Below are 14,158 nucleotides of genomic sequence, written 5' to 3'. Positions count from 1 at the left end.
CATCAGGGCCGACTACCTTCTCCCCTTGACGCGAATCAGGCGCTCCCGGCGCGGGTCCAACCCGCTTCACATCAACGCCTGTCGTGCACGGGTGATGCCTGGCCGCCTCCGGCGGCGCACATACATGCCTTTCCGTTACCGTTCCCATAGACGCTTTTGTCGGCGGTTCAGGCGGCTTTTTTGTGCAATCTAAAATCCTCGCCGTAACGCAGCACCGCCCACGCCAGCCGTGCCTTCGTCGCGGCAAGGGCAACTACCGCCTTCCAGCCGCCGTGTCGTTCAACCAGATTGCGCGCCCAGTGGCTGAAGCGATCCTGCTGGTCGCCAAGGCCGCTGAGAGTGGCTCTGGCTCCCATGACCAGGCGACTGCAGAGGTAGTTGTCACCAGCCCTGGTGCCGCGCCCCAGTCTGGCGTTGCCACCGCTGCTGTATTGCCCAGGAACCCGTCCGATCCATGCGGGAAGCTGGCGACCGTTGTCGAATTCGTGCGCGCCGCCGAGGCTGGCGAGCCGTGCGCTGGCGGTGGTCGGGCCAAGGCCGGGAAGCGGCTCCGGCGTTTGCTGCGGGCGTCTTCGCGGGCAGCGTGGGCGATGGCCTTGTCGCCCGGCTACCGGAAAACAGGCCGATACGGCGATATCCAGCCCCTCAAGGCATGACCGATGCCTCCGTCCCGGCATGGGGTGGGAGTTTCTGAAAGATTGTTCGTGGCGTATCGATAACAGAATGTCAGGCTGGAATCCTGTTCCTATTCCCGCCGTCCATAGTCGGCCATGAGGGCCGACATTTGCCGGTAGACAGCGTTTTTGGGCCTGTGTTAGCTTGCCATGCAAAAGGCCCGCCGGCTGCCGCCTGGATGGTGTTGGCTCAACCCCATCAGCGGGTGTGACTATCCCGCCGGACATGCAGTCCGGCTGGCGCCCCAAGGGTTAGCGAATCCTACCGAATCAATACCGACCAGGGAGTACGACATGGCCAAGGCCGCGACCGCCGACACGACCGACAATGATCCGCTGCGCTCGATTTCCGACGCCATGCGCGATGCGATTCACAATGCCTCCGAGGATGCCGGCCGTGCCCGCGAGCGGCTGAGCGAGGCGGGCAGCGGGGTCTCGCAATCGCTGTCCCGGTTTGCCTATACCAGTTCCTACATGGTGTCCTACGGCATCGTCTATGCCACGGTGTTCGTGGCCCGTTCGATACCCCAGGAGAACCCGATCGTCGAGGGTTTCATCGATGGTGGTCGCGCCGCCATCGAGGCGCTCAACGAGGCCAGGCAGACGCCATCCGCCACTGACGAGACGACCCCGGGCTCGTGAGCCCGGTGTTGGGCCCGGCCGCCCCGTCCCGTCGTTGCGCCGGGGCCTTTCCGGCGGGGGTGACGCTGTCGCTGCCGCAGCGGATCTCCGGCCTTGCCTTTCCCATGCCTGCCTGAATCACCATGGCTGTCCAGTCCCCGATGACCGATTCCGTTGCTCCGGCGGCTGCCGCCGAGGTCTCCATCCGCCTGCCGCATCCCGGCGTCCTCCGCCTCCACAACAGGCAGCTGTTCGGTGACCAGGCGTCGCCCGATCTGCAACGCTTCCTGCGGCGCATTTTCAGGGCCGGCGAACTGCGCGGGCTGACCCTGCCAGCCACTGGCGGGGACTGGGTCGACCTGCACTACGATGCCGGCCGCCATGCCGCGCGCGAGGTGCTGGGGCGGCTGGCGGACTGCCTGCAGGAGGCGTCGGAGGAACATGCTCCCGCCGAACCGGTTGCCGGCCGTCAGTCGCCGGTGCAGCCGGTGGTGTCGCCGCTGGTCACGGCCCGCGACCGTCATGGCGTGGTTCGCTACCATCGCCACCGGCATCTGGTGACCGGCTGGCAGGTGGTGACCCGCGGTACCGGGACGATCCGGCTCAAGAATCCCGTGCTCTACCGCAAGAGCGGCCTGTGCGACGCCATCGAACGCGAGCTGATGAGCGTGCTCGGCGTCGACCGCTACAAGACGCATTCCCTGCGTTGCACGGTACAGGTCGATTACGATCCCCGGCGGCTTGACTGGACCAGCATCATCGAGATCGTCGACGGCGCCCTGGCCAGTGCCGAGCAGCAGGAAGCGCTGGACAAGCTGGATCTGGACCTCGCCATCTGCAGCGTGTCGCTGCCGGTGGCGGCGGCGGCGCAGTTTGCCTTCCCGCCGCTGATGCCGGTGGCGGCCGCTCTGTTCGCCTACACCGCCATCCCGAGCTTCCAGGGGGCCTGGGAAGTGCTCTTCAAGGAACGCCGGCTGGGCGTCGACGTGCTTGACTCCCTGGTGGTGGTCGGTTGCCTCGCCACCCTGCAGATTCTGCCGGGCGCGGTCATGTGCTGGTGCCTGTCCTTCGGCCGCCTGCTGGTCAAGCGCACCGAGGACAACTCGCGCAAGATGCTGCTGAATGCCTTCGGCAAGCAGCCGCGGTTCGTCTGGCTGGTGCGGGACGGCGTCGAGATTGAGGTGTCGCTGGACAAGGTCGGGCAGGGTGACATCGTTGCCGTGCATACCGGCGACATGGTGCCGGTCGACGGTCACATCGTCGAGGGCATGGCGATGATCGACCAGCACGCCCTGACCGGCGAGTCGACGCCGGCCGAGAGGGGCGTGGGCGACCGCGTCTATGCCTCGACCGTCCTGGTGGCCGGCAAGATCCTCGTGTCGGTCGAGCAGGCCGGCAGCGAGACGGCCTCGGCCAAGATCAGCCAGATCCTCAACGACACCGCCGGCTACAAGCTGACCTCGCAGCACAAGGGCGAGCGCCTGGCCGACATGGCGGTCATTCCGACCCTGGCCGTCAGCGGGCTGGCCTTTTCGACGCTGGGCCCCTTCGCCGGTGTGGCGGTGCTCAACAGCGATCTCGGCACCGGCATCCGCATGGCGGCGCCGCTGGCCATGCTGTCCTCGCTGGCGCTGTGCGCGCAGAAGGGCATCCTGGTCAAGGATGGCCGGGCGCTGGAGCTGATGAACGAGATCGACACCGTGCTGTTCGACAAGACCGGCACCCTGACGCGGGAACGCCCCGAAGTCGGCGACATCGTCACCGCCAACGGCCACCAGCCGGAAACCGTGCTGCTGTATGCCGCGGCCGCCGAGCGCAAGTTCCACCATCCCATCGCCCTGGCCATCCTGCACAGGGCCGAGGAACTGGGCCTGGAGCTGCCGGCCACCGACGAGACCCAGTACCAGGTGGGCTACGGCATCCGCGTCGGTGTCAATGGTCGGGTCATCCGCGTCGGCAGTCGCCGCTACATGGAGATGGAAGGCATCGCCATCCCGCCGGCCGTGGATCGCAAGCTGGAGGCCGTGCACAACGACGGCGACACCATGGTCATGGTCGCCATCGACGACGAACTCGGCGGCGCCCTGGAACTGCGTGCCGCGCTGCGGCCCGAGGTCAGGGAGATCATCGCCGGTCTCCGGCAGCGCGGCATCCGGCACCTGGCGATCATTTCCGGCGACCACGAGGCACCCACCCGCAAGCTGGCCGAGGAGCTGGGCATGGACCGCTATTTCGCCCAGGTGCTGCCGGCGGACAAGGCCGATTACGTGGAGAAGCTGCAACAGGAGGGCCGCAAGGTCTGCTTCGTCGGTGACGGCATCAACGATTCGATCGCGCTGAAGAAGGCGAACGTCTCCATCTCCCTGCGCGGTGCCACCTCGATCGCCACCGATACCGCGCACATCGTCTTCCTGGAACAGGGGCTGGGCAAGTTGTGCGAGCTGCGCGACATCGCCCTGCGGCTGGACCGCAACATCCAGCGCAGCTGGGGCATGATCCTGGCGCCCAACATCGCCTGTGTGGCGGGCGTGTTCACTCTCGGCTTTGGGGTCGGCGCCTCGGTGCTCACCAACAATGTCGCCGCCATCGGCGCGCTGGTCAACGGCGTCTGGCCGATGCGCGAGGTGGCCCGGCTGGAGGCGGAGCGGCGGCATCTGCTGGAGATGGAAATCAAGGCGTCCGCTGGCGGCGCCCCGTTCCCGGAAGCCACGGCCGTCCCGGCCATGCCGGATCGCGCGGATCGGGCCGCGCCGCCGTCGGCGGCGGAATCGCGTCCCGCGCCGGCGGTGCCGCCGGATGTCGCGGCCAGGCCCGCGCCGCGCAAGCTGCCGGTTCGTGGCAGACCGCGCACGACACGGGGCAAGGCGGCCGGGTAATCCCGTTCTGCGGCCGGCACGCCCGGCGCGATCCCCTCAGGAGCAAGACCCATGCGTGACGAAGACAAGACCCTGACCCGGGCCCGGCGAACCCGCCGCCTGATCAGGCCGAAACCCATGCCCGTGACGCCCGAATCGCCCGTCGGGTCCGCCTTGGCCGAGACGGCCGCCGACCGGGCCCGGTTCCACTTCTTTCTCATCGACAGCGGCTGGGACGGACCCGTCCCGGAACTGGTCCGCCGCAACCTGGACATGATCACGCAGTACCAGCAGGACGACCCCCTGTTCGTGCTGACGCCCGCGCAGTCCCGGCAGATGCTGAAGAAGCACCCGCATCTGATCGGCAAGGACCCGATCCTGCTGGCGCGCGACCTCCGCGCCGGTCACCTGCACGGCGACGGGGAATATCACGGCTTCCACCTGAATCTCGGCATGATCCGCGATCCCGCCCAGGCGCTGGAGGTGCTCAAGACCTTCCTGAACTTCCTGGCCCGGCATCGGCAGAGCGCCGATATCGAGAAGAACATCCGGGAGCAGTTACATCGCGACGGCCTGCAGGGCGCCATCGAGGTCCTGCGCAACGGTTCCGAAACCCTGGTGGCGGGTTGAGCCGGTGCCGTCGATCCCGTTTTCCATCCTCCGGAGGAACCCCGCATGAATTCCATCGGTGAAGCAATCACGACCGTGTTCGGTATCGTTCTCGTGGCGGCCATCGCCCTGGAAATCCGCCAGCGCCGCAAGCGGCTGCGGGAGCTCTACAACGTGCTCGATGCCGAGGACCGGCAACTGGTGGCCGATCTCGACACACTGGTTGCCAACGGCATCCTGCAGCCCTATGCCGGCGGCTGAGTCCGTGGCCGCCACGGCGCCGGACGTCCGGCTGGCCAGCCAGGTGCTGAGCCTGCGCGATCCCGCCATCTTCGGCCCGGAGACGCATGCCAGGGCACGGCTTTTCGCCCGGCGGGCCCTGGCCGTCGACGGTGTCCTGAGCCTTGCCATCCAGCCCGAGGATGGCAGTGCCCGGATTCGCTACCGGGCCGAGCCGGGACAGCGCAAGGCCTGGCTTGAACGGCTGGCCCGGGCCGTCGGCATGGAGGACGGCGCGCTGGCCGATCCGCTGCTGCCCGACTGGCAACCGCACATGGCGGTTCGCCTGCTGCGCTGCCGGGGACAGGTGATCTCGCTCGATATCGATACCCAGCGGCCGGATCGGCTGGAGCTGCGCCATGCCTGTCTGGCGGGGTCCGCCAATCCCCTGAGCCTTCGTCTCGGTCAGGCGCTCGGTCGTCTGGCCGGGGTGCGTGCGGTGACGATCGACGACGCGGCCGGCCTGCTGCGGGTCCACTATAGTCCCGCCCGGGTAACGGCCGAGCGCCTGCTCCGGGTGGTGGAAACGGTCTGCTGCGAGCATGACCCGATCGCTGCCGTGGCCGATCCCGCCCATGTGCCCATGGGCACGGCCAATGCCAGCGTGGGCCTGGGCGCCCTCGGCGAGCTGCTGCTGCCGGTGGCCACGCCGGTGGCCGCGGGCATCCTCGTCACCACCCATCTGGGCGTGGTCCGGGATGCCGCCACCCAGCTCGGTCGGGGCAAGGTCGGCGTGCCGCTTTTCCACACCGCGCTGCTGACCTGCTCCATCGTCACCGGCCAGGTGCTGGCTTTCGCCCTGACGGACTGGTCCCTGCGCTACTGGCAGCGCCGCTGGCGTCGCCAGCTGGCGGACGAGACACGCAGCCTGGTCGAGGTCGCGGGGCCTGTGGCCGAAGGCGCCGGGCTGCCGGGTGGCCGGGCAGGGGAGGGCTCCGCCCCGCCGGCCATCCGGCCGGGGCAGGCGGTCCGGGTTGTCGCCGGCGCCGTTGTGCCTGCCGATGGCCAGGTCGGCGCCGGCATGGCGCTGGTGGACGAGGGCTGGATGACCGGTGCCGCGACCGCCCTGCGCAAGCTGCCCGGCGATGCCGTGCTGGCCGGTTCGCGGGTGCTGGCCGGTTCGCTGGAGATGGTTGCCGAGCGGGTTGGGGCGGACACCCGCGCCGCCCGCATCGGCGCGGCGATGGCCGGGGCTGCCGCCGTCATTCCCGCCAGTGCGGCGCTCAGGGCCAGGAGCGAACAGCTGGCCGACAGCACCGCCCTGCCCACGCTGGCCACGGCCGGCGTCGGCTGGCTGGCGGGCGATCTCATCACGGTCGGCGCCATCCTGCATCAGGACTGGATCAGCGGGCCCGCCCTGGCCGTGCCGTTGCTGACTCTCCGCCAGATGCGGGCGATGCGGGTGGCCGGCGCCTTGGTGCAGAACCCGTCTGCCATCGCCCGGCTGGCCGAATGCGATTTCGTCGTCCTGGACGGCGACGATCCCCGGCTGGCGGACACCCGTCCGGTACTGACCGGGATCCGCAGTCGCCTGCCGGACAGCGATGCCCTGCTGTGCCAGGCGGCTGGCGCCGCTCTCTACCTGGGTGGCGACTGGGCCGTGGTGCTGGCCGAGGCCTGCCGTGCCCGCAACCTGGTGGTGCGGCAGCCGGAACTGCTGGCGCTGGCGGCGGATGGCGTGCGCGTGCGGCAGGGCGAGCGGGAACTGGCGCTGTGCATCCGGCGGGGTGCTGATGAATGGCCCACCCTGCGCGTGACCGTGGACGGCCAGGATGTCGCGGAGCTGCGGTTCGGGCCCGCCCCCGCGCCGCTACTGGCCGATACCGTGCGGCGCCTGCAAGCCCTGGGCCTGCCCGTGTTTCTCCTGTCCTCCGCGCCGGAAGCGCGGACGGGCGAATTGGCCGCAAGCCTGGGCATCGAGCTCCATGGCGGCAACCTGGACCTGTCCGGCAGGATGCGCTTCCTGGAAGGCTTGCGGCGGCGGGGCGTCAAACCCCTGCTGGCGGGCCGCCTGCGGGAACAGGCCGGGCTGGCGTCCCTCGCGCATGCCACGGTGGCCACCGATACCCTGGCGGCGGGGCCGATGCCGGCGGACGTGGTCGCGCTGGACGGTTCCTGCTGCCGGCTGGCCGACTGGCTGGCGCTGGCCCGCGCCCACGATGCCGACATCATCCGCAACACCCGCCTGGCCAGCATCCCCAATCTTCTCTGCATCGCCGGCGGTTTTGGCGGGGTGCTGAACGGCATCACCTCGGGCATCGTCGCCAATATCGGCGTGCTGAACGTCGACCGCGGCCTGCGGCGGACCCTGGCGGACCGGCCCGACATGGCCCGGGGCCGCGCCATACCCCATTTCCCCGCATCTGCCTGATGCCCGATCCCGTCCAACCACATGAGCAGCAACACGCCCGAATCCCGATCCAGCCGTCCATCCCGCGCCCCCACCGGCCAGCGGAAACCTGCCGGGCTTGTCGCATCATCCGGGGCGGCCGAGCCGGCGGCGGCGAAGTCTGACGATGCCGCGCGAGAGGAAGCGCTGGAACACAACCTGGTGGCCCTGGAACTGGACGAGGAAACCGTCAGGCGCATCGAGAAGCTGCCCCGGGACATGGGCTGGCTGCTGTTCACGGCCGGCGTGGTCGGCATGGTGATGCCGGGTGTGCTGGGCACGCCCTTTCTCGTCCTCGGCGGACTGATGCTCTGGCCCTGGACCAATCGTCGCGCCGAGCGCTGGCTTGCCGGCCATTCGCCCAAGGCTTTCAAGGGCAGCATACGGCAGATCAACCGCTTCCTCGACGACCTGGAGAAGCGCTACCCACGGACGGGCGGCAAGCCCTGAACGGTCCGGTCGGGCCCGGCCCTGGCGCTGTCCGCGCAGCCGGGCGATGGTTCAGGTCCGCCAGGGATGATCCGGCAGCGCCGAGACACCGATGGCCTCCGATCCGGCAGTGGCGACCAGGTGGTCGTTTTCCACGGAACTGCCGCTGACGCCGATGGCGCCGATCAGGACGCCGTCCCGGTTGACGATGGGCACCCCGCCGGGAAAGGTGATCAGGCCGCCGTTGGAGTGCTCGATACCGTACAGGGGGCCGCCGGGTTGCGAAAGCGCGCCGATCTGACCGGTGGGCATGGCGAAGAAGCAGGCCGTCTTGGCCTTCTTGATGGCGATGTCGACGCTGCCGACCCAGGCATCGTCCATGCGGGCGAAAGCCTTCAGTTCGGCGCCCGAATCCACTATGGCGATACACATCTGGGTGCCAGTGGCGCGGGCCTTGGTCAGCGCGGCCTCAACGGCCTTTTGAGCGTCTTCGAATGTAACGTGCATGGCGGTTGTCCTCCCGGTTTGTCGATGGTGAAACGCTGCTGGCTGGCGGCTCGGTGGCGCTGGCCAGGCCGGCGGGCGCTACATGGCAGCAGGCGGACGCACGGATGTCCAGCGGATTTTTCTGCCGCGCCGGTCAGGCACAGGCCGCCGGCAGCAGCGCCTGCTGTCGGCGGTCGCGACCCGGCAGGCCAGGCTCCGCGTCGATCGCCTGCCAGGGCGCCGGCACTTCGGCCAGGAGCCGGCCCAGCCAGATGCCCAGCTGGAGATCCTCGACGCGGCCGTGCGCGCGATGCCGGATGCGGCCCGCGCGGTCGATGATGGCCAGCGAGGGCGCCGAGTGCAGGCCATAGGCGTGCATCGTGCTCGGTATGGCCTGTTGCGGGACCGCCCTGTCGATCGCGACCGGGAAACGGAACCGGTAGTCCTGCAGGAAGTCCCTCAGCGCCAGCGATTCCAGCGCCTGGTGGGACGGGCAGGCCGTGTGCAGTCCGATGATGGCAACGCCCTGGCTTGCCAGCTGGCTGTGCAGGGCGCGCGCCTGGCGCAATTCATGGCTGACGCCGTCCATCGCCAGCACCTCGAAGGTTTGCAGTACCACCACACGCCCGCGCAGCGCCTCGATGCTCACAGGGCCTGCGGTGTTTACCCACTCGGCGACGTCAAGCGTCGGGGCCAGAGGATCGTTCCCAATCATGTCGGTTCTCCGAAGTGAGATCATATGGTATCGAACCAATACTATATCCGGCAAGCGCGGCATCCCCGCTGGCGGAGCCCTGACGGCTTACCTTCGCTCGAGAGTGGCGGTTGCCGGGGCGCTTCATGCCCTGCCCGGGGCGACCCGGGCAAGGTTCGCGCTGGCGGGCTTACGGCGGGAACAGGAAATTGAAGTTCAGTTGCGCGCCCCACTGGGGATCCCAGAGGCCACGCTCGACGTAGTGGCGACCGGCCAGGGTCACCACGATATTCTGCCCGCCCGGGGCGAACAGGGTGCTGACGGCCAGGTTGACGGGTACCGTCCACTGATCGCCATTCCAGTTATAGAAGGATTCGGAATACAGGTTGAACGCGATACCCGACGCCAGCGTGTAGGAGATGCCGGGATTCAGCAGCAGCAGGCTTGCCGCCTGGGTACCGCCGCCGGTGCCGATCCCGAACGACTGGTTGACGTTGAAGCCCAGGGTCCAGCCCTTGAGCGCGTAGATTGTCGACGGTTGCCAGACGATCGCCGCCGTGGCGCCCAGGCCCCATTGGCGGAGGCCGATCAGGGTCTGCGTGGCGGTCGGTATGTGTACCGAGGGACCGAAGCCGACCATCAGCGTGTCGTGCGCCAGCGAGCGGGTAGGCGTCAGGTAGAATTCCAGATCCATGTCGCCAAAGCCCAGCTGGTTGGGACCGCCGGGATAGAGGGCGCTCTGGTAGGTCATGTTGAAGGTCGTGCGGGTTCTGAGACCGATATCCTCGGTCAGGTCGACCGGAATGATCGGTCGCATCCGCAGGCGGTAGGTCGAGGCGTCGTAGGGCCCCGCGCCGGTGTCGAAGTGGTTTTCGAACTGGATTCGAGGGATATAGACGAAAGGGTTCTGGATGTCGTACAGCAGATTGCCCGTGGCATGCTCGGGCGAATGGTCCGCAGTGCCGGGGGCAGACACCAGAATGGTCGCGAGCCATGCGGCAAGCGTTGGGCCTTTTGCGTTCATGTTGCCTTGTACCGCCTAACACCAGGGACGACCGTCACCTTCAGGACCTTCACCGGCAGCTCGGGCAGACGCTTGACGGGAGCGTTCGCACGGCCTGTCCCGATGGTATGGGTTCGATTTTTCATCGCCGCTGGACTGGCCATGCTCCGATCCAATTATGTTGGAATTCGCGGGTACTGAAATCCCCGCACGATCGACTGCTTCGCCGGCCTAGGTCAGACGCCGGGAGGCGAAAGTTCCGGTTGCTCTGCTGCCATCTGTCGCGACCGGCGAGGCTGCCTTGACGCCCGGGTTGCCCGGCATGCAGGCGTGGGAGAATTACCGCCGATGCTCGGCAAGGAGATATTTCCCCGCATGCCGTCGGGAATGCCCTCGTGGCGACCGGGCGGCGCCGAGGCGGGACTGGCATCAGGCAGCGACACCATGGCAATCGCGACACAAACTCCGTTCTGGCACCGGCTGAGAACCTCCGTCTGGCTGGTGGTCTGCTGCATCCTGGCCATCGCCTGTCTCGGCTGGGCGCGGGCAGCCATCGGCGCGGAAAAGGACATCCTGATCCGGGATCGGGTCTGGCTATCAGGCTTGGGCGGGGAAAAATGGGTAAGCCTGCCCCACCTGCTGGCAGCGGAGGATTTTCCGCCGGCCGGGGGACAAGTCCGTTACCGTATGACATTCGACCTGGACTCCGTGCCAACGGCGCCGCTGGGGATCTACGTCCGCAAGCTGAGCCTGTCCGGACGGGTCCGCCTGAACGGCGTCACCTTCGGCGCCTGCGGTGTCGGCGAACTGCGCGATTTGCGCTGCCTGCATCAACCGCAACTGTTCATCCCGCCCGTGGCGCTCTGGCAGGCCGGAACCAATACGCTCGAATTCGACATCTACGCCAATGACCGGCAGATGAACGGTCTATCGCCGGTACGCATCGGTGTCGCGCGGGCGCTCGCCGAGGGGCCGTACCTGTGGCAGTGGCTCTGGCAGGTCGAGCTGCTGCGGGGGTTGACCTGGGTAGCCGTGTCCCTCGGTGGCCTGGCTCTGTCGGTGAGCTGGATCCTCCGCTCGGAACGGCTGTATCTCTGGTTCGGGCTGTGCAGCATCACCAACGCCCTGAGCAACCTGAACATCCTCGTGACATCGCCCCTGGTGGATTTCGAGTGGTTCAGCTGGTTTGTTTTTTCCTCCCACATGCTGACCGCGCCGCTGCTCCTGCTGATGCTGCTGGCGTTCTTCGACCGCGCCCGAGGTCCGGTTGCACGGACCGTCCTTGCCTATGCCGCGCTCATGCCGCTCGTGACCTGGATCAGCGGCAACAACCGCTGGGCAGTGGCGATCATGTACCTGCCGCCCCTGGTCTTCGCACTCGCGCTGCTGGCCGCCATGGTCGTCTGGACACGGCGCTCCCGGCGCGGGATGCATGTCGTGGTCGCGGGAGTCTACGCCGTTCTGCTGGTGGTTTCCGTTCTGGACTGGCTGCGCCTCAGCGGCAGAAGCTCATTCGAGGGAGTCTACTGGGCCACCTATGCGATAACCGGGGTATTGCTGGTGTTCGGTGTCCTGTTGATGTCGCGTCTGGCCTCCGCGCTGCTCGCCGAGCGCCGCCTGCTGTCCCAGCTCTCACTGGCGTCGCGGGCGGCGAATGTGGGGTTTTGGGACTGGAACCTGGTCTCCAACAAGGTCGTCTGGTCCCGGGAGATGATGGAACTCTTCGGCGTCGAGCCGACCGCCGCGGGTGACGATTTTGATACCTGGGCCGCATGGCGGATGCGTCTCCATCCCGAGGATCGCCAGACGATCGAGCAGCAGGCCATCGAGGCGGCCTGCGCGCTTGTTCCCCTGAACCTGGACCACAGGATCGTGCTGCCGAACGGGGAGACGCGCTGGATCGAGGTCCGGGCCGACATCGTCCGCGATGCCGCAGGATACCCGGTACACATGTCCGGTCTGAGCATGGATATCACCCAGCGGCGGCAGGCCGAGGAGCAGCTTCGCGAGAGCGAGGCACGCTTCAGGATGTTGTTCCTGCATCTGCCCATCGCCTATCAGTCCCTGAATGTCGAGGGTTGTTGGGTGGACGTCAACGACAAGATGGCCGAGCTACTGGGATTCGAGCATCCCGAGGACATGCTGGGGCTGTGCTTCGGCGATTTCTGGGACACCGATTCTGCCGGCCTGTTTGCCCCCACGTTCAGCCGCTTCATGGCGAGCGGCGCCATCACCAGCGACCTGCGCTTGCGCCGCCGCGATGGCACGCCGCTGCTGGTGCAGATCGTCGGCTACATCCAGCGGGATGGGCAGGGCCTTTTCCAGCGGACCCATTGCGTGCTGATCGATGTCACCGAACGCCGGGCACTGGAGCAGGAAATCCTGGACATCAACACCTCGCTGGAGCGGAAAGTCGCGGAGCGTACCGCTCTTGCCAATGCCGCGAATGCAGCCAAATCCAGGTTCCTGGCGCACATGAGCCACGAGATTCGCACGCCCATGAACGGCGTCCTGGGCATGGCCCAGCTCCTGCAGCGCGAACCGCTGTCGCCGGACCAGCAGGAAATCGTCGAGCACATTTTGGCCGCCGGCCAGTCCCTGCTGAGCATCATCAACGACATACTCGATTTCTCCAAGATCGAGGCGGGCCAGCTGACCCTGGATGTCCAGCCTTTCGACATGGGTTCGACCCTGACCGAGGTCGTCAGGATCGTGGCCGTGGGCGCCGACCGGAAGGGCATCGGGTTGCGGCTCGAGGCATCTGCACGACTGCGGGGCGGATGGCTGGGCGATGCCCTGCGGCTCAAGCAGGTCCTCTACAACCTGGTGGGCAACGCCGTCAAATTCACGGAGCAGGGGGAGGTGCTCATCCGGGCGCAGCCGGTCGGATGGTCAATCGATCGGGTCCGTGCCCGCTTCGAGGTCCGGGATACGGGCATCGGCATGGCGCCTGAGACCATGACAAACCTGTTCGCGCCGTTCACGCAGGCGGACAGCACGATCACCCGCCGCTTTGGCGGGACCGGGCTGGGGCTGTCGATTACCCGGCGCCTGGTCGAGATGATGGGCGGCAACATCGGCGTGGACAGCCAGCCCGGGGTCGGGAGCGTATTCTGGTTCGAGCTACCGTTCGAGCGTGCCCCGGGCGAAACCCCGGCTGGCCGGGAACCGTCCGCACCCGCACCGGCCGCAGCCTCGGATCCGGCGGGGGACGAACTGGCCGGGCTGCGCGTGCTGGTCGTGGATGACACCGCCATCAACCGCATGGTTGTGGAGCGGGCCTTGACGCAGGCAGGCGTGGTCACGCATGCGGCCGCCCATGGCCAGCAGGCTCTGGACATGCTCGGCAGGCGGCCGGACGACTTTGACGTGGTCTTGATGGATATCCAGATGCCGGTGATGGATGGGCTGACGGCGACCCGGGCGATACGTCGCCACCCCGGCCTGCAGAGGCTGTCGGTGATAGCCCTGACGGCGGGAGTGTTGCCCGAGGAGCGGCAGGCGGCCCTCGATGCCGGCATGACTGACTTTCTCACCAAGCCCATCGATCTCGCGCACATGCTGACGCTCCTGCGCCAGCATGCGGGGACACGCAGGAACGCCCCCGGGACATGAAGCCGGCCGGACGGGAATCGGCGCCCCCGGCCTCCCGGATGCTTGCACCCGTGCCCGGGCACCCCCGTCAGCCCGAAGCTCCGCCGTGCGATGGCGGGTGCGCCCCTCTCAGCGGCTGCTCCGGGATGCCAGGAAGCGGCGCAGCGCGTCCAGGCTGAAGGCCGCCGCCGAATCCCGTTTGCGTGGCCAGGATCCCGCGAGCAGGCGCTGCTCGACGACGTCGCCGTGCGGGCCGGCGATGGCGACGAACAGCTCGGCTTGCCGGTTCTCCTCGCGCAGCTCGGCGGGTCGGCTCTCCGTCCACTGCACCAGCGCATGGTCTGGCCCGCCGCCCGCGCCCTGGTCCAGCAGGGCGCGGGCCAGGCGCAGGGCCGTGGGCGACGGCCGGGGGGGGGGCCTCCAGACCAAACCCGCCCACAAGCCCTGTGTGGCCGAGACCGGAAAAGCACACACCCTCACCCCCACCCCAATACCCACGACCTGGGGGGGGGGGGGGGGTGGTGG

General features: G+C 67.9%; 11 protein-coding genes and 1 pseudogene. 7 read left to right on the top strand and 5 right to left on the bottom strand.

The window, feature by feature from the left end; genetic code table 11:
- Nucleotides 1–167: 167 nt before the first annotated feature.
- Nucleotides 168–601: pseudogene (locus ACYQ1H_RS14485) on the bottom strand (transposase); the annotation flags it as partial.
- 367 nt (nucleotides 602–968) lie between these two features.
- Between ACYQ1H_RS14485 and ACYQ1H_RS14480 the strand changes: the two are divergent.
- The 6 genes from ACYQ1H_RS14480 to ACYQ1H_RS14455 all read left to right on the top strand — a co-directional run bounded on the left by ACYQ1H_RS14480 (nucleotide 969) and on the right by ACYQ1H_RS14455 (nucleotide 7,877).
- Nucleotides 969–1,316 (top strand): hypothetical protein, encoded by a 348-nt coding sequence (locus ACYQ1H_RS14480; RefSeq protein ID WP_460028757.1) that lies wholly within the window; start codon nucleotides 969–971, stop codon nucleotides 1,314–1,316.
- 122 nt (nucleotides 1,317–1,438) lie between these two features.
- Nucleotides 1,439–4,171 carry a heavy metal translocating P-type ATPase gene (locus ACYQ1H_RS14475; RefSeq protein ID WP_460028756.1) on the top strand — a complete coding sequence of 911 codons (2,733 nt, stop codon included), beginning with the start codon at nucleotides 1,439–1,441 and terminating at the stop codon, nucleotides 4,169–4,171.
- Nucleotides 4,172–4,222: 51 nt separating this feature from the next.
- Nucleotides 4,223–4,780, top strand: coding sequence for a hypothetical protein (locus tag ACYQ1H_RS14470; RefSeq protein WP_460028755.1), 558 nt, complete (start codon nucleotides 4,223–4,225; stop codon nucleotides 4,778–4,780).
- A 45-nt stretch (nucleotides 4,781–4,825) separates the two neighbouring features.
- Complete coding sequence (locus tag ACYQ1H_RS14465) at nucleotides 4,826–5,020, top strand: hypothetical protein (protein WP_460028754.1); 195 nt, start codon at nucleotides 4,826–4,828, stop codon at nucleotides 5,018–5,020.
- On the top strand, nucleotides 5,007–7,409 hold the full coding sequence (locus ACYQ1H_RS14460) for a P-type ATPase actuator domain-containing protein (RefSeq protein ID WP_460028753.1): 2,403 nt from the start codon (nucleotides 5,007–5,009) through the stop codon (nucleotides 7,407–7,409). The genes ACYQ1H_RS14465 and ACYQ1H_RS14460 overlap by 14 nt, the downstream gene beginning before the upstream one ends.
- A 21-nt stretch (nucleotides 7,410–7,430) precedes the next feature.
- Nucleotides 7,431–7,877, top strand: coding sequence for a YbaN family protein (locus ACYQ1H_RS14455; protein ID WP_460028752.1), 447 nt, complete (start codon nucleotides 7,431–7,433; stop codon nucleotides 7,875–7,877).
- A 51-nt stretch (nucleotides 7,878–7,928) separates the two neighbouring features.
- Here ACYQ1H_RS14455 and ACYQ1H_RS14450 read toward each other — a convergent pair whose 3' ends face one another.
- The 3 genes from ACYQ1H_RS14450 to ACYQ1H_RS14440 all read right to left on the bottom strand — a co-directional run bounded on the left by ACYQ1H_RS14450 (nucleotide 7,929) and on the right by ACYQ1H_RS14440 (nucleotide 10,060).
- Entirely contained in the window at nucleotides 7,929–8,363 is a 435-nt protein-coding gene (locus ACYQ1H_RS14450; protein ID WP_460028751.1) for a GlcG/HbpS family heme-binding protein, read from the bottom strand.
- Between the two features lie 133 nt (nucleotides 8,364–8,496).
- On the bottom strand, nucleotides 8,497–8,991 hold the full coding sequence (locus ACYQ1H_RS14445) for a peroxiredoxin family protein (RefSeq protein WP_460028750.1): 495 nt from the start codon (nucleotides 8,989–8,991) through the stop codon (nucleotides 8,497–8,499).
- A gap of 235 nt (nucleotides 8,992–9,226) precedes the next feature.
- Complete coding sequence (locus tag ACYQ1H_RS14440; RefSeq protein WP_460028749.1) at nucleotides 9,227–10,060, bottom strand: hypothetical protein; 834 nt, start codon at nucleotides 10,058–10,060, stop codon at nucleotides 9,227–9,229.
- 423 nt (nucleotides 10,061–10,483) lie between these two features.
- Here ACYQ1H_RS14440 and ACYQ1H_RS14435 point away from each other — a divergent pair, with 423 nt between their 5' ends.
- Nucleotides 10,484–13,654, top strand: a complete 3,171-nt coding sequence (locus ACYQ1H_RS14435; RefSeq protein ID WP_460028748.1) for a PAS domain-containing hybrid sensor histidine kinase/response regulator — start codon at nucleotides 10,484–10,486, stop codon at nucleotides 13,652–13,654.
- A gap of 108 nt (nucleotides 13,655–13,762) precedes the next feature.
- Here the strand turns inward: ACYQ1H_RS14435 and ACYQ1H_RS14430 are convergent, their stop codons facing one another.
- On the bottom strand, nucleotides 13,763–14,062 hold the full coding sequence (locus ACYQ1H_RS14430) for a hypothetical protein (RefSeq protein WP_460028747.1): 300 nt from the start codon (nucleotides 14,060–14,062) through the stop codon (nucleotides 13,763–13,765).
- Between the last annotated feature and the right edge of the window lie 96 nt (nucleotides 14,063–14,158).

Source organism: Methyloparacoccus murrellii (assembly GCF_054657115.1).
Note: the sequence above shows the minus strand (reverse complement) of the source record. Positions and strands in the feature narration are given on the sequence as shown.

What these genes read in the sequence shown, in the direction of transcription:
- ACYQ1H_RS14480 (WP_460028757.1), top strand. Translation starts at nt 969, where the DNA reads ATGGCCAAGGCCGCGACCGCCGACACGACCGACAATGATCCGCTGCGC.
- ACYQ1H_RS14475 (WP_460028756.1), top strand. Translation starts at nt 1,439, where the DNA reads ATGGCTGTCCAGTCCCCGATGACCGATTCCGTTGCTCCGGCGGCTGCC.
- ACYQ1H_RS14470 (WP_460028755.1), top strand. Translation starts at nt 4,223, where the DNA reads ATGCGTGACGAAGACAAGACCCTGACCCGGGCCCGGCGAACCCGCCGC.
- ACYQ1H_RS14465 (WP_460028754.1), top strand. Translation starts at nt 4,826, where the DNA reads ATGAATTCCATCGGTGAAGCAATCACGACCGTGTTCGGTATCGTTCTC.
- ACYQ1H_RS14460 (WP_460028753.1), top strand. Translation starts at nt 5,007, where the DNA reads ATGCCGGCGGCTGAGTCCGTGGCCGCCACGGCGCCGGACGTCCGGCTG.
- ACYQ1H_RS14455 (WP_460028752.1), top strand. Translation starts at nt 7,431, where the DNA reads ATGAGCAGCAACACGCCCGAATCCCGATCCAGCCGTCCATCCCGCGCC.
- ACYQ1H_RS14450 (WP_460028751.1), bottom strand. Translation starts at nt 8,363, where the DNA reads ATGCACGTTACATTCGAAGACGCTCAAAAGGCCGTTGAGGCCGCGCTG.
- ACYQ1H_RS14440 (WP_460028749.1), bottom strand. Translation starts at nt 10,060, where the DNA reads ATGAACGCAAAAGGCCCAACGCTTGCCGCATGGCTCGCGACCATTCTG.
- ACYQ1H_RS14435 (WP_460028748.1), top strand. Translation starts at nt 10,484, where the DNA reads ATGGCAATCGCGACACAAACTCCGTTCTGGCACCGGCTGAGAACCTCC.